Source organism: Blastococcus colisei, from assembly GCF_006717095.1.
Taxonomy (GTDB): Bacteria; Actinomycetota; Actinomycetes; order Mycobacteriales; family Geodermatophilaceae; genus Blastococcus_B; species Blastococcus_B colisei.
The window spans coordinates 210784-237682 of the sequence record NZ_VFQE01000001.1 but is presented as its reverse complement, the minus strand read 5'-3'; the positions used below and the strand labels follow the sequence as shown (position 1 = coordinate 237682).

The 26899-nt window shown below is 73.4% G+C and carries 27 protein-coding genes; 13 read left to right on the top strand and 14 right to left on the bottom strand.

What is annotated here, in order from left to right; genetic code table 11:
- Positions 1-104: 104 nt before the first annotated feature.
- The 6 genes from FHU33_RS01095 to FHU33_RS01070 form a co-directional block, all read right to left on the bottom strand.
- The gene (locus FHU33_RS01095) at positions 105-1958 is read right to left on the bottom strand and encodes an AAA family ATPase (RefSeq protein ID WP_142023685.1); all 1854 of its coding nucleotides are present in this window, start codon (positions 1956-1958) and stop codon (positions 105-107) included.
- Positions 1959-2055: 97 nt separating this feature from the next.
- Positions 2056-2688 (bottom strand): MOSC domain-containing protein, encoded by a 633-nt coding sequence (locus tag FHU33_RS01090; protein ID WP_246063193.1) that lies wholly within the window; start codon positions 2686-2688, stop codon positions 2056-2058.
- Positions 2689-2708: 20 nt separating this feature from the next.
- The gene (locus tag FHU33_RS01085) at positions 2709-3830 is read right to left on the bottom strand and encodes an XdhC family protein (RefSeq protein ID WP_142023684.1); all 1122 of its coding nucleotides are present in this window, start codon (positions 3828-3830) and stop codon (positions 2709-2711) included.
- Entirely contained in the window at positions 3823-4905 is a 1083-nt protein-coding gene (locus FHU33_RS01080) for a vWA domain-containing protein (protein WP_246063192.1), read from the bottom strand. The genes FHU33_RS01085 and FHU33_RS01080 overlap by 8 nt, the downstream gene beginning before the upstream one ends.
- A gap of 103 nt (positions 4906-5008) precedes the next feature.
- Positions 5009-5923, bottom strand: a complete 915-nt coding sequence (locus tag FHU33_RS01075) for an AAA family ATPase (RefSeq protein WP_246063191.1) — start codon at positions 5921-5923, stop codon at positions 5009-5011.
- Between the two features lie 162 nt (positions 5924-6085).
- Positions 6086-6970: a DUF2382 domain-containing protein gene (locus tag FHU33_RS01070; protein ID WP_142023682.1), complete on the bottom strand. Its 885-nt coding sequence runs from the start codon at positions 6968-6970 to the stop codon at positions 6086-6088.
- A 335-nt stretch (positions 6971-7305) separates the two neighbouring features.
- Here FHU33_RS01070 and FHU33_RS01065 point away from each other — a divergent pair, with 335 nt between their 5' ends.
- A complete protein-coding gene (locus FHU33_RS01065) occupies positions 7306-8115 on the top strand; it encodes a DUF3097 domain-containing protein (RefSeq protein ID WP_142023681.1) in 810 nt (269 codons plus the stop codon).
- Positions 8116-8242: 127 nt separating this feature from the next.
- Here FHU33_RS01065 and FHU33_RS01060 read toward each other — a convergent pair whose 3' ends face one another.
- Together FHU33_RS01060 and FHU33_RS01055 are read right to left on the bottom strand one after the other, a co-directional pair.
- Positions 8243-9097, bottom strand: coding sequence for an aldo/keto reductase (locus FHU33_RS01060; RefSeq protein WP_142023680.1), 855 nt, complete (start codon positions 9095-9097; stop codon positions 8243-8245).
- A gap of 72 nt (positions 9098-9169) precedes the next feature.
- Positions 9170-10420: an MFS transporter gene (locus FHU33_RS01055; RefSeq protein ID WP_142023679.1), complete on the bottom strand. Its 1251-nt coding sequence runs from the start codon at positions 10418-10420 to the stop codon at positions 9170-9172.
- Positions 10421-10555: 135 nt separating this feature from the next.
- Between FHU33_RS01055 and moaA the strand changes: the two genes are divergently transcribed.
- From moaA to FHU33_RS01030, 5 genes are all read left to right on the top strand, one after another.
- Positions 10556-11608: a GTP 3',8-cyclase MoaA gene (moaA, locus tag FHU33_RS01050; protein WP_211354955.1), complete on the top strand. Its 1053-nt coding sequence runs from the start codon at positions 10556-10558 to the stop codon at positions 11606-11608.
- A 79-nt stretch (positions 11609-11687) separates the two neighbouring features.
- Complete coding sequence (locus tag FHU33_RS01045; RefSeq protein WP_142023678.1) at positions 11688-11933, top strand: MoaD/ThiS family protein; 246 nt, start codon at positions 11688-11690, stop codon at positions 11931-11933.
- 45 nt (positions 11934-11978) lie between these two features.
- Entirely contained in the window at positions 11979-12188 is a 210-nt protein-coding gene (locus FHU33_RS01040) for a hypothetical protein (RefSeq protein WP_142023677.1), read from the top strand.
- A 40-nt stretch (positions 12189-12228) separates the two neighbouring features.
- Positions 12229-12735: a histidine kinase gene (locus FHU33_RS01035; RefSeq protein ID WP_246063190.1), complete on the top strand. Its 507-nt coding sequence runs from the start codon at positions 12229-12231 to the stop codon at positions 12733-12735.
- A 46-nt stretch (positions 12736-12781) separates the two neighbouring features.
- Positions 12782-13627 carry an SMP-30/gluconolactonase/LRE family protein gene (locus FHU33_RS01030; protein ID WP_142023675.1) on the top strand — a complete coding sequence of 282 codons (846 nt, stop codon included), beginning with the start codon at positions 12782-12784 and terminating at the stop codon, positions 13625-13627.
- Positions 13628-13635: 8 nt separating this feature from the next.
- Here FHU33_RS01030 and FHU33_RS01025 read toward each other — a convergent pair whose 3' ends face one another.
- From FHU33_RS01025 to FHU33_RS01000, 6 genes are all read right to left on the bottom strand, one after another.
- Positions 13636-14046 (bottom strand): molybdenum cofactor biosynthesis protein MoaE, encoded by a 411-nt coding sequence (locus tag FHU33_RS01025; RefSeq protein ID WP_142023674.1) that lies wholly within the window; start codon positions 14044-14046, stop codon positions 13636-13638.
- Complete coding sequence (locus FHU33_RS01020) at positions 14043-14630, bottom strand: nucleotidyltransferase family protein (RefSeq protein ID WP_142023673.1); 588 nt, start codon at positions 14628-14630, stop codon at positions 14043-14045. The genes FHU33_RS01025 and FHU33_RS01020 overlap by 4 nt, the downstream gene beginning before the upstream one ends.
- Before the next feature lie 126 nt (positions 14631-14756).
- Positions 14757-15809 (bottom strand): ABC transporter ATP-binding protein, encoded by a 1053-nt coding sequence (locus tag FHU33_RS01015; protein WP_142023672.1) that lies wholly within the window; start codon positions 15807-15809, stop codon positions 14757-14759.
- Entirely contained in the window at positions 15806-16609 is an 804-nt protein-coding gene (locus FHU33_RS01010; RefSeq protein ID WP_142023671.1) for an ABC transporter permease, read from the bottom strand. Before FHU33_RS01010 ends, FHU33_RS01015 begins: the two co-directional genes overlap by 4 nt.
- Entirely contained in the window at positions 16606-17436 is an 831-nt protein-coding gene (gene modA / locus FHU33_RS01005) for a molybdate ABC transporter substrate-binding protein (RefSeq protein ID WP_246063189.1), read from the bottom strand. Before modA ends, FHU33_RS01010 begins: the two co-directional genes overlap by 4 nt.
- Complete coding sequence (locus FHU33_RS01000; RefSeq protein WP_142023670.1) at positions 17433-17825, bottom strand: TOBE domain-containing protein; 393 nt, start codon at positions 17823-17825, stop codon at positions 17433-17435. Before FHU33_RS01000 ends, modA begins: the two co-directional genes overlap by 4 nt.
- A gap of 131 nt (positions 17826-17956) precedes the next feature.
- Between FHU33_RS01000 and FHU33_RS00995 the strand changes: the two genes are divergently transcribed.
- The 7 genes from FHU33_RS00995 (at position 17957) to FHU33_RS00965 (ending at position 26874) form a co-directional block, all read left to right on the top strand.
- Positions 17957-19276 (top strand): DUF2786 domain-containing protein, encoded by a 1320-nt coding sequence (locus FHU33_RS00995; RefSeq protein ID WP_142023669.1) that lies wholly within the window; start codon positions 17957-17959, stop codon positions 19274-19276.
- 200 nt (positions 19277-19476) lie between these two features.
- Positions 19477-20793 carry an HNH endonuclease signature motif containing protein gene (locus FHU33_RS00990; RefSeq protein ID WP_142023668.1) on the top strand — a complete coding sequence of 439 codons (1317 nt, stop codon included), beginning with the start codon at positions 19477-19479 and terminating at the stop codon, positions 20791-20793.
- Positions 20794-21009: 216 nt separating this feature from the next.
- Entirely contained in the window at positions 21010-22761 is a 1752-nt protein-coding gene (locus FHU33_RS00985; protein ID WP_142023667.1) for a RecQ family ATP-dependent DNA helicase, read from the top strand.
- A gap of 110 nt (positions 22762-22871) precedes the next feature.
- Positions 22872-24515 (top strand): carbamoyltransferase family protein, encoded by a 1644-nt coding sequence (locus FHU33_RS00980; RefSeq protein ID WP_142023666.1) that lies wholly within the window; start codon positions 22872-22874, stop codon positions 24513-24515.
- Between the two features lie 200 nt (positions 24516-24715).
- A complete protein-coding gene (locus FHU33_RS00975; RefSeq protein ID WP_142023665.1) occupies positions 24716-25144 on the top strand; it encodes a DUF4383 domain-containing protein in 429 nt (142 codons plus the stop codon).
- A gap of 186 nt (positions 25145-25330) precedes the next feature.
- The gene (locus tag FHU33_RS00970; RefSeq protein WP_170182276.1) at positions 25331-25603 is read left to right on the top strand and encodes a DUF3040 domain-containing protein; all 273 of its coding nucleotides are present in this window, start codon (positions 25331-25333) and stop codon (positions 25601-25603) included.
- A gap of 59 nt (positions 25604-25662) precedes the next feature.
- Positions 25663-26874, top strand: coding sequence for an acyl-CoA dehydrogenase family protein (locus FHU33_RS00965; RefSeq protein WP_142023663.1), 1212 nt, complete (start codon positions 25663-25665; stop codon positions 26872-26874).
- Positions 26875-26899: the final 25 nt, after the last annotated feature.

Below are 26899 nucleotides of genomic sequence, written 5' to 3'. Positions count from 1 at the left end.
AGGAGCCGTCCCCGAGGCGGGTGGAGCCGCTGCCCACCCTCCTCGGGGAGGCCTCCGGCCCCCCGCTCGTCGGACGACGTCGTTACCCGAGCGTGTAGTGCTCCCTAGCCCAGCAGCCGGGTGAGGGCGGGCCCGAGGTCGGCGAGCGTCCCGACCGGCTCCATCGTCCCGCCACCGCGAGCGGCGAGCAGGCGGGCGGCGTCCACGGCCTCCTCCGTCGGCAGCGGGCAGAGCACGTGCAGCCGGTCGATGCCGGCCAGCGCCGACTCGGGCGGCTCCCCCACCGTCGACAGGCAGTCCGACAGCAGGACGACGACCCGCTCGTCCGCCGTCGCCGGCAGCAGCTCGCTCCGCGCACCCTGTAGCGCCGCGGCGAGGTCGGTCCGCCCGTGGCCGCGCAGTCCCACCAGCGCCAGGACGACGTCCTCCGCCGACCGGTGCCGGCCGTGCGGCTGCAGCACGGTCACGTCGTCGGCGAAGGTGAGCACGCTCGTCCGCAGCCGCTCGTCGGCGGCCAGGACGACGCCCGCAGCGGCGACGGCCGCGATGGCGACACCGAGGCCCTGCATCGATCCGGAACGGTCGACAGCGAGGCAGACCGCCCGGCGGGATCCGGTCCAGTGTCGCGTGACCAGGTCCTCTGCGACCGGCGGCCAGATCCCGGTCCAGCGGTCCAGGGTGCGGTCCAGATCCAGGTCGCCCTCGGGACGTCGGGTGGCGGCCAACCGCCGCGTGCCCCGCGCCCGGGCCGCCCCGACCCGCCCGACCTGGACGAACACCCGGGCGGCCAGCCGGCGGGCGGCCGACCGCAGTTCCCGGTCGGTCGCGGTGGCGAGGTCGGCCAGCAGGGCGGCGGCCGCATCGGGGTCGGCCCCCATCAGGCCGGCGAACGCCTCCTCGTCGAGCTCGCCCACCTCCGGGCTGACGGTGGAGAAGGCCTCGTGTCGGAGTTGCATCTCGCGGCGGCCGGTCGTGCGCGGCGCGCGGCGGGGCGCGCGATCGGCGCGCGGGGTGTCCGCTCGGTCAGGGCCCGTCCCGGTCGACGGGCCCGGAGCTTTTCCCAGGCCACCCCCCGACGGTGCGCCGTCGGCCGTGTCCGGGGGCGCGGAGTCGGGCGGCCAGACGTCGTCCAGGATCTCGTCGAGGACCGACTCCGGCGTCCGCTCCACCCCCTCCGTGACGCGGATCCGGCCCGAGAGGGCCGCGTGGGCGGCATCCCGCGTGGTTTCCCGTCCGCAGGTCAGCTCCTGGCCGCGTAGGCGCAGCAGTCCGTCGAGCAGCAGTACGAGGTCGATCGCGCCACGCACCGACGAGCCGGTGCGCAGGTCGCGGTGCTGCCGGGTGGCGCGCACCAGCCGGACGGCGAGGGCGACCTGGCGGGCGCCGGACCCGGTGATGCCGGCGACGATCTCGCGCTCGGCCTCTTCCGGCTGGTAGCCGAGCACGACCCGGCACATCCGGTCCGCGATCGCCTGGCCGACCCGGGCGGTGCCGATCGCGTCGAAGGGGTTCATGGCGGCGATCAGCCGGAATCCGGCCGTCGCGCGCACCGTGCCCAGCCGGGGGACGGCGATCTCGCCCTCGGTGAGCACGGTGATGAGGACGTTCAGCGTCTCCTCGGGGATCCGGTTGAGCTCCTCCAGGTAGAGCAGCCCCGACCCGCGCATCGCGGTCAGCAGCGGGCCGTCGGTGAAGTTCTCCGGCACGTAGCCGCCTGCGAGCACGGCGGAGGGGTCGTACTGCCCGACCAGCCGGGCGGGGGTCAGTTCGGCGTTGCCCTCCACGAAGACGACGTCCTGACCGGTCTCGGCGGCGACCGCCCGCAGCAGCGTGGACTTGCCGGTGCCCGGCGGCCCTTCGAGGACGACGTGCCGGTGGGTCGCGAGCGCCACCGCGAGGACCTCGCGCTCGCGGCGCAGGCCGACGACGGGGCCGGGCGCCGGGGAGTCGGTGGTCATGCGGGCCTTTCCTGCAGTCGGACTGCCCGGAGTCTGCACGTACGCGGCGGACTCCCACTCCCCAGTCCGGCCTGGGATCCTGCGGGGCGATCCGCCACTACCGCAGATGGCCGGGCATCCCGGCGTTTCGTGCCTGCTTCCCTCCGGGCTGCGGCGGTCTCGGTACCGGCCGGACCGCATGGCCGGCCCGACCGGCGTCGAGCGGAACGGCGCTGCACAGCAGGGCAGGGCCGAGCCGGAGGACGCCGTCGCCGAGCGGGGCGCACCGGATGCCACCGCGGCCCCGCAGGCCCCGGTGTGCGCCGGGGACCAGGACGGTGTCCAGCCACGCGCACGGGTTGGCGGGCCGGCCGCCCCGCAGCAGCACGACGCCCTGCCCGCAGTCGATCGCGAACAGCTGCCCGCGCAGCGCCTCCACCTCGGCGCTGCGCAGCACGACGTTCCGGCGGGTCAGCAGCGGGTCCAGCGGGCCGGACCCCAGCTCGGCGGCCAGCGCCTCGACCGACTCCGCGGCGAGCACCGTCACGGCGGCGTCCCGGTGCGCGGGCCTCCCCGCGTACCGGTCGCCGACGATGCCGTACCCGGCGCGCACCTCGAGTCGCTCCCGCCGGTCGTCGGCCTGCTCGGGCACCCTGCCCCCCGGGCGCCCGTCGTACCGGTGCACCGCCGCGGCCAGCAGCCCGACGACCTCGACGTCGTACCGGTACGGCAGCTGCGCCGACGTGGCCACGTCGGCGGAGTCTGCGGGAGTCAGCGGTCGGCCGTCCGGTGGATGGGCCCGTCGATCCCGGCCAGCCGCTCCCCGGTGCCGCCCCACCGCCCGGCGATGATCTCCGCCGCGATGGAGACGGCCGTCTCCTCCGGTGTCCGCGCCCCGAGGTCGAGCCCGATCGGCGAGGACAGCCGCCCGATCTCCGCCTTCGACAGCCCCGCCTCCACCAGCCGCTCCAGCCGCTCGTCGTGGGTGCGTCGCGAGCCCATCGCGCCCACGTAGGCGACCGGGATGCGCAGCGCGACCTCCAGCAACGGGACGTCGAACTTGGGGTCGTGGGTGAGCACGCAGAGCACCGTGCGCTCGTCGATGCGCCCGGCGTCGACCTCGGCCTGCAGGTAGCGGTGCGGCCACTCGACGATCACCTCGTGCGCGTCGGGGAACCGCTTCGGCGTGGCGAAGACCGGCCGGGCGTCGCACACGGTGACCCGGTAGCCGAGGAAGGCGCCGACCCGGGCGACCGCCGCGGCGAAGTCGATCGCGCCGAAGACGACCATCCGGGCCGGGGGCGCGAACGAGTTCACGAAGAGCGTCAGGTCGTCCCCGCGCCGCTCGCCGTCGTGCCCGACGTGCAGCAGGCCGGTCCGGCCGGCCACGAGCATCCCGCGGGCATCGGCCGCGACCGCGTCGTCCAGCCGCTGCAGACCCAGCGTCCCGGAGGACCGGTCCGGCCACAGGACCAACCGCCGGCCCAGCCGGTCGTCGGGGCCCTTCACCACCGTGACGACGGCGACCGGCTCGTGCCGGTCCACCGACTCGGCGACCTCACCGAGCTCCGGGAACGACTCGCGCGAGATCGACTCGACGAAGACGTCGAGGATGCCGCCACAGGTCAGGCCGACGGCGAACGCGTCGTCGTCGCTCACGCCGTAGCGCTCCAGCGTCGGCACGCCGGTCTCGACGGCGTCCCTGGCCTCCTCGTAGACCGCGCCCTCGACGCAGCCGCCGGAGACGCTGCCCACCGCCGTCCCGTCGGGGCCGACCAGGATCGACGCGCCCGCGGGCCGGGGCGCCGACCGCCAGGTGGCGACCACCGTCCCCATGCCGACGGTCTCCCCGGCCTGCCACCAGCCGATGAGATCCTCGAGAACGTCACGCACGCTGGATCACTCCCGTCAGCTCCTCGAACGCGGCCATGCTGTGCCCCGACACGAAGTGGTCGACCGACGGCAGGGCCGCCTGCATCCCGCCGGTGAGCGGCTCGTAGCCCGACCGCCCCTTGTGCGGGTTCACCCAGACGACGGCGTGGGCCAGCCGCCGCAGCCGGACCATCTGCTCGCCGAGCAGGTCCGCCCCGCCCCGCTCCCAGCCGTCGCTGCACACCACCACGACCGCGCCACGGGCGGTGCCGCGCTGCCCCCACCGGTCGAGGAAGGCCTTGAGCACCTCGCCGAGGCGGGTGCCCCCGGACCAGTCGGGGATCGCCGAGCCGCTGGCGGCCAGCGCCCGGTCGGGGTCGCGCAGCCGCATCTCCCGGGTCACCCGGGTGAGGCGCGTCCCGATCGTGAAGACGTCGGTGGACGACGGCCGCGCCCGGACGGCGGCGTGCGCGAAGCGCAGCAGGGCGTCGGCGTAGGGCGCCATCGATCCGGAGACGTCGACCAGCAGGACGACGCGGCGCGGGCGCGTCCGCCTGCGGTGGTGCATCAGCCGGGTGACCTCGCCCCCGCTGCGCAACGCCCGGCGCACGGTCCGTGCCGGGTGGATCGTCCCCCGGGTGTCGGGCCGCCGCCGCCGGGCCGGGCGCATGGGGGTCGCCGGCGCGAGCAGCGCGAAGAGCCGGCGCAGGTGCTCGCGCTCGGCCGGGGTCAGCTCGGCGACGTCCCGGTGGCGCAGCACCTCGTCGGCGCTGGCCTGGACGGCGAGGTCGGGGGCGTCGGTCTCGTCGTCGCCGTCCCCGGTGCCCTGTTCCAGCGGGGCCGAGGCCGCGAGCCGGACCTCGGGCTTGCCCACCGTCCGCGGAGCACGCGGCCGCTCACCGGAGAAGTACACGGCGAAGGCCGCGTCGTAGCGGTCGAGGTCGTCCGGCCCGGCGCAGAGGGTCAGCCGGCCGGCCCAGTAGACGGCGCCCGGCTCCAGCACGTCGAGCGAACCGAGCGCCACGAGCATCGCCTCGACCCGGTCCGGCGACGCCGGCACCCCGGCGTGCCGGAGCGTGCGGGCGAAGCCGAGCACCGTGTCGACGACGTCCCGAGGCTGGGATGGCGCACAGGCATAGGAACCTTTACCTGTGCCCTGAGCCCCGTCAGCGGGGGTAAAGGTTCCTATGCCTGGAACGTCAGCCACCGAACAGCGCTCCCCTCGCCAGCGACCGGACCCGCTCGGTGTCCTCGCGGTACTTGAGCACGGCGCCCAGGGTGCGGGCGGCGAGGTCGGGATCGAGGTCGCGGGCGCCGAGGGTGTGCAGCGCCGTGGCCCAGTCCATGGACTCGGCGATGCCGGGCGGCTTGAGCAGGTCCAGGGTGCGCAGCTTCGCCGTCGCCCGGGCGACCTCGCGGGCCAGCTGCTCGGTCACCTGGGGAAGCCGGCGGCGGAGGATCGCCACCTCGCGGTCGAACTCGGGGTGCTGCAGCCAGTGGTAGAGGCACCGGCGCTTGAGCGCGTCGTGCACCTCGCGGGTGCGGTTGGAGGTGAGGACCACGAGCGGCGGCGTCTGCGCGCGGACGGTGCCCAGCTCCGGGATCGAGATGGTGAAGTCGGAGAGGACCTCCAGCAGGAACGCCTCGAACTCGTCGTCGGCCCGGTCGACCTCGTCGATGAGCAACACACTCGGCGAGTCCTCCAGGGCCTGCAGCAGCGGCCGAGCGAGCAGGAACCGGCGGTCGTAGAGCGAGGCCTCGAGTTTCTCGGTGTCCTCGGTGGCGTGGGCGGCCTCGGCGGCCCGCAGGTGCAGCAGTTGGCGGCCGAAGTCCCAGTCGTAGAGCGCCTGGCTGGCCTCGAGTCCCTCGTAGCACTGCAGCCGGTAGATCGGCCGGCCCGTGACCTGCGCCAGGGCGTGGGCCAGGGCGGTCTTGCCCACCCCCGCCTCACCCTCCAGGAAGAGCGGCCGGTGCATGACCAGAGCCAGGTAGGCAGCGGTCGCCAGCCCCTCGTCGGGGAGGTAGCCGGTGCCCTCGAGGGCGGCCGCCAGCTCGTCGGGACCGGCGAGACCGGCGGGTTCGGCGGCGATCGGCGCGACGGTGGGCTCGCTCACACCGCGAGCATCCCACCTGCACGGACGCCACCGTCGAAACCCGTCGCTCGTCGCCAGGGTCCCGGCATGGAGAACGGCGGCCGGTCGAGTCTGGTCCTCGGCCGGCCGCCGCCGTCTCTGGGTCCCGGCGTGGTGCGCCAGGGGTCGATCACGTGCCGGCGTTCAGACCCGGCGCTCGGTGTCGCCGTCGACGTCGACCTCTTCCTTGCGGACGCCCTCGCTCACCGTTTCCTGGTCGGTGACCGTGGTCTTGTCGAGACGCACACGCTCGACCGGCACGGCTTCCTTCTCGACGACGGGCGTCTCCGCGTGGAGGACGACCTCGTGCTCCTCCTCCGAGATGGCCGGCCCGTCCATCGCCTTGCCGACGTTGGCGTCCGTGATGGGCTCGCGCTCGAGGCGGGCCTCCTCGCGGGACACCGGGACGGTCTCGGTGACGTTCTCGGTGACGACGTACTTGCGCAGCCGGGCGCGGCCGACCTCCTGCGAGCGGGTGCCCACGTTGAGTCGCTCCTCCGACAGCGTCATGGCGTCGTCCGTGGTGGGGCCGGAGGTGTCGTGTCCGACCGTGCCCCGGGCGTCGGTGCCGGTCATGCCGGCGTCGGTGCCGGTCATGCCGGCATCGGTGCCGGTCATGCCGGCATCGGTGCCGGTCATGCCGGCGTCGGTCCGACCGGTCCCGGCCATGCCGGTCGTCGTCTCCGTGGTCGTCATGGTCGGCGTGCTGTCCGCACCCATGCCCATGCCGTAGTACCGGTACAGCTCCTGCTCCTCCTGCGGGGAGAGGTGGCCGTCGGTGTCGATCTTCGGGGCGTCCTTCACCTTGCTCTTGCTGACGGGTACGCGGACGCCGTCGTCGGTGAGGTCCGCGTCCCGGATGGGGACGAAGGACTCCTTGGTGCCGAACATGCCGGTGCGCACGGTGACCCACTCGGGCTGGCCGGTCTCGTCGTCGAGATAGACCTCCGCGGCCGAGCCGATCTTGTCCCCGGACTCGTCGTAGACGTCCTGGCCGATCACGCGGCTGATGGTGTCGGTACCGATCATCGTCGTTGCACTCCTATCTCTGCACGAGTTGGTGCGGTCACTCGGATGGGTGACCGTGATCGCAAGCACGAAACGATCGCCAGCGGATCGACACGCCCGGCTGCGGGGGAGTTAGCGCGGGGTTTGCCGCCGACGTCGCGGCACACCGAACGGCTCGCGCAGCATCGGCGCAGGTCAGGCGGCGACTGGTTGCGTGCAATCCGGTGCGCCTCCTGCTCGCTACCGCAGTTCCGGGTCGCTCACTCTGCGCAATTTCGCCGCGGGCCGCGCGTGTCGCCGCCGTCCGCCCGGCGCGTCCTGCGTCGCTCCGTCCGGTCCGGTGCTCACCATGAGGCGTGCCTCCCCGTTCCCCGTACGACAACCTCGTCCACCCGCGCACCCAGAAGAAGCCGGTGCCCCAGGTCGAGGCCGAGAAGGACCTCGTCGTCGAGGACCCCAGCTCGGGTTTCGTCGGCGCGGTCGTCCGGTGCGAGAAGGACGTCGTCCACCTCGAGGACCGCTTCGGCAAGGTCAAGGGCTATCCCCTGGGGCCCGGCTTCTGGGTCGACGGCCGCCCCGTGGTGCTCGTGCGGCCCAGGCACGCAGCGCCGGCCGGTCCGCTGCGCAGCGCCTCCGGCTCGCTCTACGTGGAGAACGCCCGGGCGCGGGTCGCCCGCGCCGGCCGCATCTACGTCGAAGGCAAGCACGACGCCGAGCTGGTGGAGAAGGTCTGGGGCCACGACCTGCGCATCGAGGGCGTCGTCGTGGAGCCCCTGCACGGCGTCGACGACCTGCCCTCGATCGTCAAGGAGTTCCGTCCGGCCCAGGGGCGTCGTCTCGGCGTCCTGGTCGACCACCTCGTGACGGGCTCCAAGGAGTCCCGGATCGCCGAGCAGATCACCGGCGCGCACGCCCTCGTCGTCGGGCATCCGTTCATCGACATCTGGCAGGCGGTCAAGCCGCAGGTTGTGGGCATCAAGGCCTGGCCGGTGGTGCCCAAGGGCGAGTCGTGGAAGGAGGGCGTCTGCCGGCGGCTGGGCTGGGAGGACGACACCGGCTACGTCTGGGCGCAGCGGATCCTCGCCCGGGTCAACAGCTTCACCGACCTGGAGCCGACCCTCCTCGGCCGCGTGGAGGAGCTCATCGACTTCGTCACCACGGACTGACCCCGCCGATGATCAGGTTCCCTGATCGTCGGGTGTCCTCCCTCGCCGTCGACCGTGGGGGAGGACCCCCGACGGTGAGGGAGGACGGCGATCCGACGGGGCGCGGGAACGACGTCTGACCCCCTGATCAGCCCGGGACGTAGTTGAAGGTGTCGGGGTCGGGGCCGGTGCGCTCACCCCGGTCCAGGCCCGCGAGCGCCGACATCTCGTCGGTGCCCAGCTCGAAGTCGAACAGCGCGAAGTTCTCCTGCATGCGCTCCCGCGACACGGACTTCGGGAAGACGACGTCGCCGCGCTGGATGTGCCAGCGCAGCACCACCTGGGCCGGCGTGCGGCCCAGCCGCTCGGCGATGGCGGTGATCGCCGGGTCGCTCAGCACCTTGCCCCGCGCGATGGGCGACCAGGCCTGCGTGACGATCTCGTGGTCGGCATCGAACGCGCGGACGTCGTCCTGGGCGAGGTAGGGGTGCACCTCGATCTGGTTCACCGCGGGCCGGACCTCGGCTTGCGCGAACAGCCGACGCAGGTGGTGGGGCTGGAAGTTGGAGACGCCGATCGCCCGGACCCGGCCGCCGGCGTAGATCTCCTCGAGCGCCTTCCAGGTCTCCACGTAGTCGACGTCGATGCCCGGGAGCGGCCAGTGGATCAGGAAGAGGTCCAGCTGCTCGAACCCGAGGTCGGCCAGCGACCGGTCGAAGGCGCGCAGCGCGTCGTCGCGGCGGTGGAAGCCGTTGTTGAGCTTGCTGGTCACGAAGATCTCGCCGCGGTCGACGCCCGACGCCGCGACGGCCTCGCCGACACCCTTCTCGTTGCCGTACATCTGGGCGGTGTCGATGTGGCGGTAACCCAGCTCCAGCGCGGTACCGACGACATCGGCCGTGTCCTCGGGCGGAACCTGGTACACGCCGAAGCCCAGCTGGGGGATCTCGACGCCGTTGTTCAGGGGGATCGTGGGCACTCCGAGGGCGGGTGCGGGAGCCACAGGCTGTCCTTTCGAGTCGGGGTGGGGCCGGGACCTGCGCGATCGGTCGTGCGCGATCGACCCCCTCGCGGCCTACCCCTTGACGTCGTCCTCAATCAGCGGCCCGGCGTCGGGCGCCGCGGCCTCCGGCGATCGCAGCAGGACGGCACCCACCAGCGCGAGCAGGGCCGCCAGGCCCCCGGCCACGGCCGGGACGGCGAACGCCCGCTCCGCACCCCACGCGTCCACCGCCGCGCCGGCCACCGCCGAGCCCACCGTGACCCCGAGCGTGAGGCCGGTGATGGTCCAGGCCAGCGACTCGGTGAGGACGCCGGGCGCCACCCGCGACTCGACCAGCGAGGTGCCGGACACCAGCACCGGCGCGATCGTGAGCCCGGCGAGGAAGCCGCAGCCGATGAGCACCGGCAGCGACCCCACGCCCCACAGCAGCTGGGCGGCCAGCCCGAAGGCGACCGCCGTCCCCACGAACCGGGCGGCGAGCGTGCCCGGCAGCCGGGCGAGGCCGTAGGCCAGCCCCGCCACGAGGCTCCCGCCCGCGAACACGGCGAGCACCGCCCCGGCCAGCGCGGGCGCACCCTGCTCCTCGGCGAAGCCGATGACCACGACGTCGATGGCGCCGAAGACCGTCCCCACCCCCAGGTAGGTGACGACGACGACGAGCAGCGTCGGCGTGAGCGCCGCGAGCCGCCGCGTCGGGGCGGTCGCGTCGACGGGGTGCAGCGGCGGCTCGGTGGCCTGCTGCGCGGCCAGCCAGAGACCACCCACGACGCCGAAGAAAACGCCCGTGAGGAAGCCGACCGACGGGGCGATCAGCGTGGCGAGCAGCGTCACGAGCGGAGGTCCGAGGACGAACACGACCTCGTCGGCGACCGCCTCGAAGGCGTAGGCCGTCTGCCGTCCGGCCGGGTCCAGCAGCGCCGACCACCGGGCGCGGACCATTGAGCCGACGTTCGGGCCGCTGGCACCGGCGACCGCGGCCAGCAGGAACCAGCTCCACCGGGGGCCGCCCGCCACGACCGACCCGACGAAGGCGACGCCGGCCAGCGCGAAGGCGGTCATGGCCCAGCGCAGCACCAGCCCCTGGCCGCGGCGGTCCATCGCCCGCGCCCACAGGGGGCCGGCCAGTCCGTAGCTCAGGGCGAGCGTGCCCGACACGGCACCGGCGAGGCCGTAGCTCCCCGTCTCCCCCTCGACGAGAAGGACAGCGCCGAGCCCGAGCATGGGGGCGGGCAACCGGCCCACCCAGCCGGCGAAGGAGAAGGACGCCGCACCGGGGACGGCGAACAGGCGGGCGTAGGGACTGAAGACGGTGCGGGGTGACACGGTGTTCTCGCGCTCTCTGGCCACGGGCGAGTGCGGGGTGGTCCTCCGCCGGTCTCTCGGGTGGCAGCGCGAGCCTAGCGGCGGCCACCGGACTTCCCCGCCACATTTGTCTGTCCGCACTACTACATTCGGCCCATGACCAGCAGCTCGCTGCCCGACCCCTGGGTGCGCCCCCCGGACGCCGCCGCCCCCGGGAGCGGGGGGCTGGTCGACCGGCACGGCCGCGTCGCGACCGACCTCCGGGTCTCGCTGACCGACCGCTGCAACCTGCGGTGCACCTACTGCATGCCGCCCGAGGGGCTGGACTGGCTGCCGAAGGTCGAGGTGCTGACCGACGACGAAATCGTCCGGCTGGTGCGCATCGGCGTCGAGCAACTGGGCATCCAGGAGGTCCGGTTCACCGGGGGTGAGCCGTTGCTCCGGCCCGGCCTCGTCGGCATCGTCGCCGGCGCGACCGCCCTGACGCCCCGGCCCGAGGTCAGCCTCACCACCAACGCGATCGGCCTCGCCAGGGTGGCGCCGGCGCTGGCCGCCGCGGGACTGGACCGGATCAACGTCAGCCTCGACACCGTCGACCGTGCCCGGTTCAAGCAGCTCACCCACCGCGACCGCTTCGACGACGTCCTCGCCGGCATGGCGGCTGCCCAGGCGGCGGGCCTCACCCCCGTCAAGGTCAACGCCGTCCTGCTGCGCGGGATGAACGAGGAGGACGCCGTCCCCCTGCTCGACTTCTGCCTCGAGCACGGTTACCAGCTGCGGTTCATCGAGCAGATGCCGCTGGACGCCCACCACGCCTGGACGCGCGGGGAGATGGTCACCGCCGAGGACATCCTCGAGCGGCTGTCGGCGGCTCACTCGCTCACCCCGGACACCGAGGCCCGCGGTTCGGCGCCGGCCGAGCGCTGGCTGGTCGACGGCGGTCCCGCGACCGTCGGCGTCATCGCGTCGGTGACGCGGTCCTTCTGCGGCTCCTGCGACCGCACCCGGCTGACCGCCGACGGCCAGATCCGCAACTGCCTGTTCGCCCGGGAGGAGTCCGACCTGCGGACGCCGTTGCGCGACGGCGCGACCGATCAGGAGATCGCCGACCGCTGGCGGATCGCGACCCTGGGCAAGCTGCCCGGGCACGGGATCGACGACCCGAGCTTCCTGCAGCCGGCCCGGCCGATGTCGGCGATCGGGGGCTGATGAGGGCGGGATCGGACGGGACCGTGAGCACTGCAGCGAGGAACGAGCGAGGCGCGGATCGGTCCGCGGGAGCGACCCGGTGAGCGCCGTCACCGTGCGGTACTTCGCCGGGGCGAGGGCGGCCTCCGGCGTCGACACCGAGACCCGGGAGGCCGCCGACCTCGACGAGCTGGTGCGCCAGATGGTCGACGCCCACGGCGAGCGGCTGGAGCGGGTGCTCACCGCCTGCTCGTTCCTCGTGGACGGAACCACCACCCGCGACCGGTCGTTGGCCCTGGCACCCGGGGCGGTCGTCGACGTGCTGCCGCCCTTCGCCGGAGGGTGACGGGTTCCCGCCGGTCCGGGGCAGGCGCTGCGGAAGGATGACGGCATGAGCTTCTTGGGCAAGGCGAAGGCGAAAGCAGAGGAACTGCTGGGGCGGGCCGAGCAGGTCTACGGGGAGTCGCACGGCGACGCCGCCGCCACGGTCGCCGGTGAGGCGCACGTGATCGAGGCCGAGGCCGAGGAGGAACAGCTCGACCGCTCCTCGCACGACGCCGACCGGCGACGGGACGACGACGGCCTCGCCGGAGCCCGCTGACCAGCCGCGATCGCGGTTGACCGGTCCCCCGAGGGGAATAATGACCGGCATGGTTCCGTCGGGATTCGCCGACGTCGCCCCGTGGCCGGACTGGTGTGCAGCCGCGGAGGGGGCGCTGGGCTTCCTGGCCGAGCACGTGGGCTGGGACATCTGGATGGTCACCCAGGTGGTCGAGGACCGCCAGGTCGTGCTGCTCGCCCATCCCGCCGGTGCCGTGCGGCCCGGGATCGAGCTTCCGTGGGAGAAGAGCTTCTGCCGTCAGATGATCGAGGGCAACGCCCCACGGCTGGCCACCGTCACCGCTGCCGTCCCGGCATACGCCTCCCGGTCGACCGGTGCGCTGAGCGATATCGCCGCCTACGTGGGCGTCCCGCTGGTCCGAGCCGACGGGACGTTGTTCGGCACGCTGTGCGGTGTGGCCTACCGGGCGAAACCGCGGAGCGCCGCCCGCGAGATGTCCGTGGTGGAGATCGCGGCCCGCATGCTCAGCACGCTCATGGCGGCGGGGATGGAGCCGCCGCCGCTGCCCGACGACCCGAACGACTGATCGCCCGCGCCTGGCGGCCGCGTCCCGAGTGCGGTCAGATCGTCCGATGCGGGCTGAGCAGCTGACGGGGCCGGTCGCCCACCACGGCGAGGGGCCGATCTGGTCGCCGAGGTGGGGCGGGCTGCGCTGGGTGGACATGCTCGCCGGCGACGTCCTCTCCCTCGACGGCGACGGGACCGTGGGCCGGGCGCACGTGGGGGACGTCGCCGCCGTCGTCCGTCCGCGCCGTGACGGCGGCGCGGTCCTGGCGGTCGAGCGGGGCTTCGCCCTGCAGGACGCCGACGGCGCACTCCGGCACCTCCACCCGGTGTGGGCCGACACCGGCGTCCGGATGAACGAGGGCGGCTGCGATCCCGACGGCCGCCTGTGGTGCGGCTCCATGGCCTACGACCAGGCGCCGGGTGCGGCGTCGATGTACCGGCTGGACCCCGACGGCAGCGTGCACGAGGTCTTCGGCGGCGTCACGATCTCCAACGGCCTGGAGTGGAGCCCCGACGGTGCGCTGGCCTACTACGCCGACACCGCGACCCACCGCGTCGACGTCTTCGACTACGACCGCGACGCCGGGCTGACCGGACGACGGCCGTTCGTGGCCCTCGGCGACGACGGCAATCCCGACGGGCTGACCGTCGATGCCGAGGGCGGGGTGTGGGTCGCCTTGTACGGCGGCGGCGCGGTGCACCGGTACGACGCCGGGGGTCGGCTGGACGCCGTGGTGGAGGTTCCCACGGCGCAGGTGACGGCCTGCACGCTGGGCGGGCCGGAGCTGGGCCAGTTGTTCGTCACGACCTCGCGCGAGGGCCTGGAGCCCGGCGACGACCCGCTGGCGGGCGCGCTCTTCCGGGTCGACGCCGGGGTGCGGGGGCTGCCGGTGCGCGAGTTCGCCGGCTGAGCCGCGACCTACGGGCAGGCCACCCATTCCTCCTCGCCGTCGGTGAAGACCTGCCGCTTCCAGATCGGCAGCCGCTTCTTCACCTCGTCGACGAGCTCGGCGCAGGCGGCGAACGCCTGGCCCCGGTGCGAGGCGCTGACCGCGCACGCCAGCGCGACGTCGCCGATGCCGAGCAGGCCGATGCGGTGGGAGACGGCGACGGCGTGCACGTCGGGTCGCGCAGCGAACTCCTCGGCGAGCTCGGTGATCACCTCGGCCGCCGTCGGGTGGCCGACGTACTCCAGCTCGGTGACCGACCGGCCTCCGTCGTGGTCACGCACGACTCCGGCGAACGAGACGACGGCCCCGGCCGCCTTGTCGGCCACGGCGTCCTCGTGCTCGGCGACGGACAGCGGGGCGTCGACGACCTGAGCGATCACGGCGCCGAAGGTACCCCGGACGGCGGGACGTCGAGGTCGGCCGGATCGGCCAGACCGGTGCAGTCGACCTCGGTCACCGCGTGGGCCGCGAGGTAGCGCCGCGCCCCCTCGTCACCGGTGGCCGTCTCGATCACCGCGGCCCAGTGCTGCCGGCCGATCAGCACCGGGTGGGACCGCACCCCGTCGTACGTGGCGACGGCGAGCGCGTCGGGGGCGGCGTGCTCCGCCATCGCCTGCAGTGCGTCGGTCGTCATCCCGGGCATGTCGACCAGCAGCACCAGGGCGGCGTCGACCCGTCCCGGCCAGCCGCGGAGACCGTCCAGCCCGGTGCGCAGGGACGAGGCCATCCCGGTCTCCCACTCCTTGTTCGCGAGCACGGCGGCCCCGCCGAGATCGGCCTGCCGCCAGACGTCCACCGCCCGGGCACCGAGCACCGCGAGCACCGGGTCGCAGACCGCCCGCGCCGTCCGCACCGCACGCTCGACCAGCAGACTGCCCTCGTACTCGACCAGGGCCTTGGGCATGCCGTAGCGGCGGCCGCCCCCGGCGGCGAGGACGACGGCGGCGAGGACCGGTGCGCTCATCCCTCCACCCTCCCAGGACCGCCGGCGATGATGATCAGGTCTCCTGGTCATCACGGGTCCTCCCTCGTGACCGGTGGTGAGGGAGGACCCCGGATGGTCAGGTCTCCTGATCATCATCACCACTGGTCAGCGGGCGTAGACGGCGACCTCGGAGGCCTTCACCGTCGCCCACACCTCGGCTCCGGGCATCAGGCCCAGCTCGGCGAAGGCAGTCACGGTGACGTCGGCGACCAGCGGCACCTCGCCGGCCAGTTCGACGCGCACCGTGGCCCCGTGCGGGGTCGCCCCCACCACCCGGGCCGGCCACACGTTCCGCGGGCTGCCCTCGGGACGCGTCAGGTAGAGCGCCACCGACTCCGGCCGGACGGCGGCGAAGACCGGCCCGTCCGCCTCCTCGGCCACCGCGACCACTCCCCCGGCATCGAGCCGGACGGTGTTCCCCTCGCCCGTGCCGGCCAGCAGGGAGAGCCCGGCCAGGCGGGCGACGTAGTCGGTGCGCGGCCGCCGGTTCACCTCGTCCGGGGTGCCGGTCTGGACGACGCACCCGTCCTCCACGACCACGACGCGATCGGCCAGGGCCATCGCGTCGACGGGATCATGGGTGACCAGCACGGTGCTGCCCCGGAACGCGGCCAGGTGACGGCGCAGCTCGGCCCGCACGACGAGCCGGGTGCGAGCATCGAGGGCCGACAGCGGCTCGTCGAGGAGCAGCAGCGCCGGGTCGCCCACCAGCGCGCGGGCCAGGGCCGCCCGCTGCGCCTGTCCTCCGGAGAGCTGTGCGGGCCGCCGGTCGCCGAGACCGTCCAGGCCCACCCGGTCCAGCCAGGCGGCCGCCGCCGTCCGGCGCTCGGCCTTCCGGACGCCGCGGGTCCGGAGCCCGAAGGCCACGTTCTCCCCCACGCTCAGGTGCGGGAAGAGCAGCGCATCCTGGAAGACGACGCCGAGCGGCCGCCGGTGCGCGGGTAGGTGCGTTCCCGCCGGAACGTCGTCCCAGACCGTGCCGTCGACGGCGACGCACCCGTCGTCGGGCGTCAGCAGCCCGGCGAGCACCCGCAGGAGCGTGGACTTCCCCGCACCGTTGGGTCCGAGGACGGCGAGCACCTCTCCCTCGGCGACCTCCACCGAGGCGTCGAGCGCGAGCGACCCCCGCCGGACGGCCACCTGTGCCGAGAGGCTCACGGCACCGACCGCCCCAGCCAGCGGTCGCGCAGGAGCAGCAGCGTGGCGAGGGAGACGGCCAGCAGCACCAGGGACAGGACGATCGCCGCCTCCGGCTCCCGCTGCAGCGCCAGGTAGACCGCGAGCGGCATCGTCTGCGTCGTCCCCGGGAAGTTGCCCGCGAAGGTGATCGTGGCGCCGAACTCGCCCAGCGCCCGGGCCCAGCACAGCACCGCGCCGGCCGCGACACCCGGCGCCACCAGGGGAAGGGTCACGCGGCGGAACGTCGTCCAGCGGTCGGCGCCGAGGGTGGCCGCGACGTCCTCGAAGCGCGCGTCGGCAGCCCGCAGCGCCCCCTCGACGCTCACCACCAGGAACGGCATGGCCACGAACGTCTCGGCGATGACGACGGCGGTCGTGGTGAACGGGATGGTGACGCCGAAGGCGTCGTCGAGCCAGCTGCCGACGATCCCCTGGCGGCCGAGCACCAGGAACAGCGCGACACCGCCGACCACCGGTGGCAGCACGAGCGGGACGGTGACCAGCGCCCTGAGCACGCTGCGCCCACGGATGCTCGACCGCGCCAGGACCCAGGCGAGGGGGACGCCCAGCACGAGGGACAGGAGCGTGGCGAGGGTGGCCGAGACGAGGGAGAGCCGCAGGGCCTGGCCGACCCCGGGCGCCGCGAGCTGCTCGCCCACCGACGACCAGGGGGCGCGCACCAGCAGTCCGACCAGCGGGAGGACGAGGAACGCGGCCCCCAGCGCCGCCGGGACCAGCAGCGGAGCCGGGATGCGCGCGTCCCTCCGGGCCCTGCTCACACCGGTGGCTGGAAACCCGCGTCGGCCAGCGCCTCCTGCCCGGCATCGGAGAGCACCAGGTCGACGAAGGCGCGGGCGGCCGCCGGGTTGGGGGCGTCGGTGAGGACGCCGACCGGATAGGAGTTGATCGCCTGCTCGCTCTCGCGGAAGGCGTAGGCCAGGATCGCGTCCTCCGCGGCGTGGACGTCGGAGACGTAGACCAGTCCCGCGTCCACCTCGTCCAACTGCACCTTGGTGAGCACCGCCCGGACGTCGTCCTCGTAGGTGTCCGGGGCGTCCGACAGTCCGGCGGACTCGAGCACCTCGGCCGCGGCGACGCCGCAGGGCACTTCGGGGGCGCAGACCGCGACGGTCATGTCCGCCGTGATCAGGTCGGCCAGGGACGGGATCCCCGCGCGGCCCTCCGGGAGGACGATGCCCTGCGGGTTGTCCAGGGGGACGGCGAGCATGAGCGGGTTGCGGGCGAAGACGACGGCGTCGTCGACCAGCCCGCCGTCCTCCAGCCGGGCCATCTGGGCCTCGTCGGCGGAGGCGAACACATCCGCCGGGGCGCCCTGCTCCAACTGACCGGCCAGCGCCGAGCTGCCGGCGGAGTTGATCTGTACGTCGAGGCCGGGGTGCTCGTCCTCGAGCTGCTCGCCGAGATCGGTGAAGACGTCGGTCAGCGAGGCGGCCGCGAAGACGGTGAGCGTGCCCGTGGGCTCCGAGCCGCCGGTCGCCTGCCCGCTCGCCGCCGGCTCCTCCCCCGGGGCGCCGGCGGGCCCGCTGCAGCCGGCCAGCACGAGCGCCGCGACACCGATCGCGGCCCGTCGCAGGTGCGTGCTCAAGGGACGTCCACGCTGACCTGGGTCGCCTTCACGGTCGCCACCGCCCGGACGCCGATCTCCAGCCCCAGCTCGTCGGCGGCCTCGCGCGACATGAGCGACACCAGCCGGAACGGGCCCGCCTGGATCTCCACCTGGGCCATGACGGTGTCGCGGACGACGCGGGTGACGATGCCGGCGAGCCGGTTGCGCGCCGACGACGGCGTCGTCCCGGGCTCGGGCGCTTCCCGCAGCTCGGTGGCGAGCCGGGCGAGGGCCGCTCCGTCGATCGTCGCGGGGCCACCTCCCTCCCGGTGCACCGGCAGCCGGGCACTGTCGATCCATCGGCGGACCGTGTCGTCACTGACCCCGAGCAGCGCGGCGGCCTCGGCGATCCGGTAGGCGGTGGGCACGCCGGAGACTCTATATCCGCATATGCGGACATGTCGGCCCGCTTATCCCCCGCAGATGCGGAATTCGGAGCGCTGTCCACAGTTCGCTGCCCGGCTCCGCCGGCGAGATCCCGTGCGGAACGATGGCCGCCATGGGGAAGACCGCGGCCGAACGGCGTGCCACCCGCAAGCGCAAGCAGCAGGACCGGGACCGACGCCGGCCCGGTAGCGGGCCCGGACCCTGGACCGGTGCAGACGAGCAGGACTTCGAGTACCAGCGGCGGCAGCTCATCCGTGCCGCCATGTTCGCCGACGACTACACGGTCGAGCAGGTGGTCGCCCGGCTCGCCGTCCTCGACCCCGGCGTGGACGAGGACGGCCTCGCGTCGAGCCTGCTCGTCGGCCTGGTGAACGGCCTGTGGGAACGAGGATGGCAGCCCGCGGACATCGCCCACGTCGTCCGCCGCTCCACCACCCAGCGGGTGACCCGGCTGGCGATCGCCGCAATCGCCGAGGGAGCGCGGGTCGCCGGAGCCGAAACGCGGGCGCCGGAGGACTGGCTGGCCCAGCTCGCAGCCCTGGATGCGCTCGCCAGTCCGGGGCCTCCCATCGTCACGAACTGGTTGCGGACCGAAGGCCTGCCGGTGCTCGATGCCTGGCGGGACGTCCTCCGGTTGTTCGCCGCGCTCACCGGACTGGGAGAACTCCAGCAGCTGACGCCGCCGCCGTCCCGGTGGGGCACCCGCGAGGCGTCACCTCGACGGACAGCCGCGGTGACTGACGCTCGCGTCCTGGGCCGCATCCGTGGGCTGCTGGCCAAGGCCGAACGCACCGAATTCCCGGAGGAAGCGGATGCACTCAGCGCCAAGGCGCAGGAGCTCATGACCCGGCACGCGGTCGACGCCGCAGTGCTCGATGCCCAGCACGGGATCTCGATCACCGACCAGGTCGTCGCTCGCCGGGTCCACGTCGACAACCCGTATCCCGAGGCGAAGGTCCAGCTCCTCGACGCCGTCGGCCGGGTCAACGGCGTCCGGGTCATCTGGATCGAGCAGCTCGGCATCGCCACGATGGTGGGGCTCCCTGCCGATCTGGACGCGGTCGACCTGCTGTTCACCTCCCTGTTGGTGCAGGCGACCCGGGCCATGACCGACACCGGTCGAGCCGGAGCCGGAAGCACCCGGTCGCCATCGTTCCGGCGGGCCTTCCTGACGTCCTACGCCTTCCGCATCGGCGAACGGCTGACCCAGGCGCGGGAGCAGGTGACCGAGGAGGCATCGCGGAGCATCGGCACGGATCTGGTGCCGGTGATGCGCGCGCGCACCGAAGCGGTGGACGACGTCTTCGCCCAGATGTTCCCCAAGACTCGGGCGACCAAGTCGCGGGGCCTCGACGCGCGGGGGTGGTACGCGGGACAGCTGGCCGCCGACAACGCCGATCTCGGCTCCGGCCGGGACCAGGTGTCCCACTGAGCCGATACGGCTTATCCGACGCCGCCGTCGGTCGACGAGCCATGCGGACGCATCTTCCCCGCCTCATCGGCGGGCCGCGCAGCCCCCTGGCCCGACACGTCTCCCCACTCCAACGCGCGACCGCCTCCGACTTCACGCTACGAAGGTCTGACCTGCGCTTTCATGTTGCTTGCCTCAGCTAGATCGACTACTATTCGCACATGTGTTCGAGCAGTCGCCCCGATGCGCTGAGCCGGCTGACGGCTGCGCTGGACGACTTGGCGATTGAGGACCTCTCCGGACAGTTCGGCCCACAGCTGCTCGAGGGGCTGCGCGACTTGCTTGCGGCGCAGAACCGGCTGGCCGCACAGCTGACGCGGCGAGTGCGCGAGTGCGAGGTCACCCAGGCGCCCGAACACGACGGGCTGAAGACGATGCAGTCGTGGCTGCGCGGGCACGGGCGGCTCTCCCCGCCGGCGGCCGCGCGATTGGTGCGCTGCGGCCGGGCGCTGACGCAGTTGCCGGCGGTGGAGGAGGCGTTCGGGCGCGGCGCGGTGACCGCCGAGCAGGTGGCTGCCATCGCGCCGGTGGCGAGAGCGGAGAATGTGGCCGCAGCCGCCACGCAGGGCGTAGACCTTTCCGGTGTGGACGCCGCTCTGGCCGAGGTGGCCGCCACCCGGCCCTACGACGAGCTCCGGCAGGTCGTGCACCACTACCTCGAGCGCCTCGACCCGGACGGTCCCGAGCCGGATCCCACCGAGGGCCGCTCGCTCGTCTGGTCCCGGCACGCCGACGGCGCGGTCAGCGGCCGGTTCGACCTCGACGCCGTCGGCGGAGAGAAGTTCCTCACCGCGATCGAGTCGATCCTGCAGGCCGGCCGGTGCGCCGGAGACGACCGCACGCGCGCCCAGCAACAGGCAGACGCGCTGGTGCAGCTCGCCGACAACGCCCTCGCGTCCGGTGGTCTACCGATCATGCGCACCGTCAAGCCGCACGTGGTCGCGATGATCAACGTGGAAGACCTGATCGATCCGGCCACCGGTCCGGGCGCGGCGAGGACCGGCTTCGGTGCCGTCGTCTCTGCCGCCCGGGCGCGCTGGCTGGCTTGCGACGGCACCGTCAGTCGCGTGGTCATGGGGCCCGACGGGGAGGTCTTGGACTACGGGCGAGCCAGGCGGATCGTCCCGCCGGGCCTGCGCCGGGCCGTCGAGGTACAGCAGCGGCACTGCGTGTTCGCCGGCTGCGGAGCCCCGACCCACTGGTGCGACGTCCACCATGTCCTGGAATGGGTCCTCGACGAGGGCCCGACATCGCTGGACAACTCGGCGCTCCTCTGCGAACGCCACCACACGAAAGTGCATCACGGGTTCCGCATCGAGCGAGATCCCATCGGCCGGTGGCACACCTATCGGCCCGACGGCACTGAGATCCTGCCGCCCGCACCGCTGCCTCAGGTCGCCGACGAGCCGAACACCGTCTGGGACCTCGACCCCCGCGACGTCGCGCTGGCCGGGCACACCTCGGGCGCGGTGCCGTAGCCCAATCAGTGCGGGACGGGTTGAACACGGCCGAGGAGCGGTCGCGCTCAGGGCTGTCCGTGGGCGCCGTCGGCATGCGTGAAGCTGGCCGGCACGACCAAGGAGCGGTCGCGCTCAGAGCTGTCCGCGGGCGCCTTCGGCGTGAGGGCGTGTGGAGCGGCCTGAGTCACCCCGGCCGGCGGTTTGCCCCCGCCGAGTGGAGGGCAGCCACGGTCGGTGTCACCACGCTCTCGCGCCGACCGTTCCGCCGCTCCCACCCCTGCCGATGACGGCGACGCGAACCCCGCCGGCGCCACCGCGGCCGTCCGCACCCGCCGCATCCGCGAATTCGCCCGCGACGTCCTCGGCTTCGAGGCGTTCCGCCCCGGCCAGGAGGCCGCGATGCAGGCGGTCGTCGCCGGCCGCGACACCCTCGCCGTCCTGCCCTCCGGGGCCGGCAAGACGGCGGTGTACCAGGTCGCCGGACCACTCCTCGACGGACCGGTGATCGTCGTCTCGCCGCTGATCGCCCTGCAGCGCGACCAGGTCGAGCGCCTGACCGAGATCGAGGACCGCGCCGGCCGGGCCGTCCAGCTCAACTCCACGATGTCGGCCGGCGACCAGCGCGAGGTGCTGGAGGCGCTGCAGGACGGAACGGTCCGCTTCGTCTTCCTGGCCCCCGAGCAGCTGGCCAAGCCCGAGGTCGTCGACGCGATCGCCGAGGGAAAGCCGGCGCTGTTCGTCGTCGACGAGGCGCACTGCGTCTCCGCCTGGGGACACGACTTCCGGCCGGACTACCTCCGGCTCGGCGGCGTCATCGAGCAGCTCGGCCACCCGACGGTGCTCGCGCTCACCGCCACGGCGGCGCCGCCGGTGCGGGCCGAGATCGTCGAAGAGCTCGAGATGCGTGACCCCGAAGTGGTGGTCGCGGGCTTCGACCGGCCGGAGATCCGCCTCGAGGTCGACCACCACGCCGATGCGCGCGGCAAGGAGCAAGGCGTGCTCGACCGGGTGCTGGCCGAGATCGGCGACGGCCGGGGGCCGGGCATCGTCTACAGCGCCACGCGCAGGGGCACCGAAGAGATCGCCACCGTGCTCGCCGAGCGGGGCATCCGCGCCCGGCCCTACCACGCCGGTCTGAACAAGGCCGACCGCGAGGACACCCAGCGGGCCTGGATGGAAGACGAACTCGACGTCGTCGTCGCCACGACCGCCTTCGGCATGGGGATCGACAAGCCCGACACCCGATTCGTGATCCACGCCGAGCCCGCCGACTCCGTCGACAGCTACTACCAGGAGATCGGCAGAGCCGGCCGGGACGGCGAGCCGGCGCTCGCCGTGCTCGTCTACCGGCAGGAAGACCTGGGTCTGCGCCGGTTCTTCGCCGCCGGGGCACCGGCCGAGGAGGAGCTGCAACAGGTCGCCGGGCTCGTGGCCGCCGCGTCCGCGGCCGGCATCGACGACGGCGTGGACGTCAAGGACCTGCGCGAGGAGACCGGGCGCGGTGCGACCCCGCTGGCCCGCGACCTCAACCTGCTGGAGCAGGTGGCGGCCGTCGTCCTGGACGAGGATGGCGCCGCCCACCCGGTCGACGACGGGCCGGGCCCGGCGGAGGCCGCCGCGGCCGCCCGCGAGCTGGCCGAGCACCACGAGAAGGTGGACCAGAGCCGCGTGGAGATGATGCGCGGCTACGCCGAGACCACCGAGTGCCGCCGGCAGTTCCTGCTGGGCTACTTCGGCGAGCAGCTCGACGAGCCGTGCGGGAACTGCGACAACTGCTCCGCCGGCACCGCGCAGGACCACCCGGCCGCCGACGACCACGACACCCCCTTCCCGGTCGAGACCCCGGTGGAGCACACCGAGTGGGGCGCGGGAGTGGTCATGCGCGTCGAGGACGACCGGATCACCGTGCTGTTCGACGAGGTCGGCTACAAGACCCTCGGCCTGGCCGCCGTCCTCGAGCACGACCTGCTGCGCACCCGCGGCTGAGCTGCCCGTCGCTTCGAGCTGCGGCTCCAGCCGCGGGGCTTGATCATCGGCACGACGACGGGTCAGCGCCTGGAACGGACGGGCAGGGACCCAGGAGAAGGAGTGCACGCGTGAAGGTCCTCGGCATCAACGCGATCTACCACGACCCGGCGGCGGCGGTCGTCGTCGACGGGAGGATCGTCGCCGCCGCAGAGGAGGAGCGGTTCAGCCGGCGCAAGCACGGCAAGCGCCCGCTGCCGTGGAGCGCGTGGGAGCTGCCCGAGCTGTCGGCCGCCTGGTGCCTGGCCGAGGCCGGCATCCACCCCGACGAGCTCGACGCGGTCGCCTACTCCTTCGACCCCGCGCTCATGGGCACGCCGGAGGAGTCCGGCCTGAACGACCCCGGCGACGTCATGCGGAAGATGTACGCGGAGAAGGCCCCGGAGTTCCTCGCCCACGCCCTGCCCGGTCTCGATCCCGCGAAGGTCCGCTACGTCAAGCACCACGTGGCGCACGCCGCCTCGGCCGGGCTGGCCGCCCCGACGCAGGACAACTCCGTCCTGGTGCTCGACGGCCGGGGCGAGGCGCACAGCCACCTGGCCGGGCGCTACGTCGACGGGCAGCTGGAGATCCTGGCCGGTCAGGCGCTGCCCCACTCCCTCGGCCTCCTCTACGAGGACCTCACCGACCACCTCGGGTTCCTGCGCAGCAGCGACGAGTTCAAGGTCATGGCGATGGCCTCCTACGGCAAGCCCCGCTTCGCCGGCGAGCTGTCGGAGCTGATCGTCGCGACCGACGACGGCGGCTTCCGGACGCCGCCGATCGACTTCTCGGAGTTCGCCCCCCGCCTGAGCAAGGGCGACGACTGGACCTCCGACCACGCCGACCTGGCCGCGAGCGTCCAGCAGCGCACGGAGGAGGTCCTGCTGGACCTCGCGCGCTGGCTGCACGAGCGGACCGGTGACCGCACGCTGACCCTCGCCGGCGGCGTAGCGCTCAACTGCGTGGCCAACACCCGCATATTCGCCGAGACGCCGTTCGAGCAGGTCTGGGTCCAGCCCGCCGCGGGCGACGCCGGCACGGCGCTGGGCAGCGCGCTGCACGTGGCGCGCGGCCTGGGCGAGACCACCGAGCCGATGCCGGGCGCCGACCTCGGCCGCGGCTGGTCCGACGACGAGATCGAGCAGTTCCTTCGCACGGCGGCGATCGAGTACGAGCGTCCGCGCGACGTCGCCGACGCCGTCGCGGAGGTGCTGGCGAACAACGGGATCGTCGCGTGGTTCCAGGGCCGCAGCGAGTACGGCCCGCGCGCGCTGGGGCACCGCTCGCTCCTGGCGCACCCCGGCCACGAGGCCAATCTGGAGCGGATGAACGACGTGAAGGGGCGAGAGCAGTTCCGCCCGGTGGCGCCCATGGTCCTGGCCGAGCGCGCCGCTGACATCTTCAGCCGCGGTCCGATCCCGTCGCGGTACATGCTCTTCGTGCACGACGTGGCCCAGGAGTGGCGGGAGCGGATCCCGACGGTCACCCACGTGGACGGCACGGCGCGGATCCAGACGGTCGACCGCGCCGAGGAGCCGCTGGTGGCGCGGATGCTCGAGTGCTTCGAGCGGCGCACCGGGCTGCCGATCGTCGTCAACACCAGCCTGAACACCGCGGGCCGACCGATGGTCGACGACCCCCGCGACGCCCTGGAGTGCTTCGGCTCGGCACCGGTCGACCTGCTCGCGATCGGCCCCTTCGTCGTCCGCCGGAGCCGGTCGACACTCACCTGAAAGGGGGCCGCCTGAACCGCCGGGTGGCCGGCTCGCGAACTCCTCCAGGAACTCGTCCTCGACACGACGCCACCTCGGTGACGTTTCGGCATCGACTGTCGCCCGGACGGGGGACGCCCGTTATCCCTGCGTGCACGGGGGGTACCGGGATGAGCAACCCCCGCCGGGACCCCGGCGGGCTCACGTTCGGGAGGACACCAATGGCCGGAAACAACGCAGCAGGCCGGGGCAAGACCGTGCCGGAGATCCTCGGACTGGCCTTCGGGGCCGTCTACCTGCTCGTCGGGATCGTCGGGTTCTTCGTCACCGGCTTCGACGACTTCTTCGCCCACGACACGAACGAGACGCTGCTCTGGTTCGAGATCAACGGCATGCACAACGTCGTGCACATCGTGATCGGCATCGCCGGGCTTTTGCTCTCCCGCACCCTGGCCGGGGCGCGGACCTACGGCTGGCTGCTCGCGGTCGGCTACGCCGCAGCCTTCGTCTACGGCCTGATCGCCATCGGCGAGACCTGGGACTTCCTCAGCATCAACGCCGCGGACAACGTCCTGCACATCGCCACCGCCCTGGTCGGCCTGGTGATCGCCCTGATGCCGGTGCGCAACGCGGTCGACAGCCGTCGCTGATCCCACCGGATCCGGCCGCGCCGGCCGGTAAGCCGCAGAGCCGGGTCCCGTCCTCCCTCCGGGGAACCGGGGCCCGGCTCTCGGCGTCTTCCGGGATGCCGTCCGCAGGAGCAGACTGCCCACAGCGGCGGGACGCCCCCGGCCGCCGTCCGGGAGACCCCGAGGGGCCACGCGATGGACCAGCCGATGGACGCAGACCCGGTCCTGCGGTCGCTGGCCGCGGACCTCGCCCGGGACGATCCGCGGCTGGCCGCGCTGCTCGGCGGAACCCCTCCCGCGCCTCCGCGGAGGGTCGCCAGGATCGCCCTCGTCCTCCTCGCCACCCCGCTGGTGACCCTGGCCCTGCTGCTGGCTCCGACGATCACCGCCGGTGCCGCCGCGATCCTGCTGGCCGTCGCCTCGCCGCTGGCGGTCTGCTGGCTCTGCGCCGACGAGCGTCCCACCCCGCCGCCGCGCTGAGCGATACCGCGAAGGGACCCCGGTGCGACGGCGGTCACGTCCGGCGTTACCTTGCGGACATGGATTTCGCTCTCTCCGCCAAGGCCGAGGACGTCTGCGCCCGTGCGTGGGACTTCATGCGCGAGCACGTGTTCCCCGCCGAGCCGGTGTACGAGGCCTGGCGCGCCGAGCGCGGGTACGACAACCACGAGCACCCGCCCGTGCTGGAGGAGCTGAAGGTCGAGGCGCGCAAGCGCGGGCTGTGGAACCTCTTCCACCACGAGCTCGGTGGCCTGTCCAACCTGGAGTACGCCTCCGTCGCCGAGATCACCGGCTGGTCGCCGACCATCGCCCCCGAGGCCATGAACGTCGGTGCGCCCGATACGGGCAACATGGAGACGCTCATGCTCTTCGGCACCGAGGAGCACAAGCAGCGCTGGCTGCAACCCCTGCTGGAGGGCGAGATCCGCTCCGGCTTCGCGATGACCGAGCCCGACGTCGCGTCGTCGGACGCCCGCAACATCCAGACGTCGATCGTCCGCGACGGCGACGAGTACGTGATCAACGGCCGCAAGTGGTGGACCTCGGGTGCCGCCGACGAGCGCTGCCAGATCTTCATCGTCATGGGCAAGACCGACCCCGACGGCGCCCCGCACCGGCAGCAGTCGATGATCCTCGTCCCCCGCGACACCCCCGGCCTGGAGATCATCCGGCACCTGCCGGTGTTCGGGTACCAGGACCAGCACGGCCACTCGGAGCTGCGCTTCACCGACGTGCGGGTGCCGGTGAGCAACATCCTCTCCGGCGAGGGCGACGGCTTCATGATCGCCCAGGCGCGGCTCGGCCCGGGCCGGATCCACCACTGCATGCGCGCCATCGGCATGGCCGAGCGGGCGCTCGCCCTGATGGTCGAGCGGACGAAGAACCGGGTGGCCTTCGGCCGGCCGCTGGCCGAGCAGGGCACCGTGCGGGAGGCCATCGCGCTGTCGCGGATCGAGATCGACCAGGCTCGCCTGTACGTGCTGAAGACCGCCGATCTGATCGACAAGTACGGGGCCAAGGGCGCCCGCACCGAGATCTCCGCGATCAAGGTCGCCGCCCCCAAGGTGGCCCTCGACGTCATCGACCGGGCGATCCAGGTGCACGGGGGCGCGGGCGTCAGCAACGACACCGTCCTGGCCCGCTTCTACGCCAGTGCCCGCACGCTGCGGATCGTCGACGGCCCCGACGCCGTGCACATCCGCGGCGTCGCCAAGGAGGAGCTCGCGCGCGAGCGCCCCTACAGCGGCTGAGAGAGGGGCCCTTTCCCCACCCCTC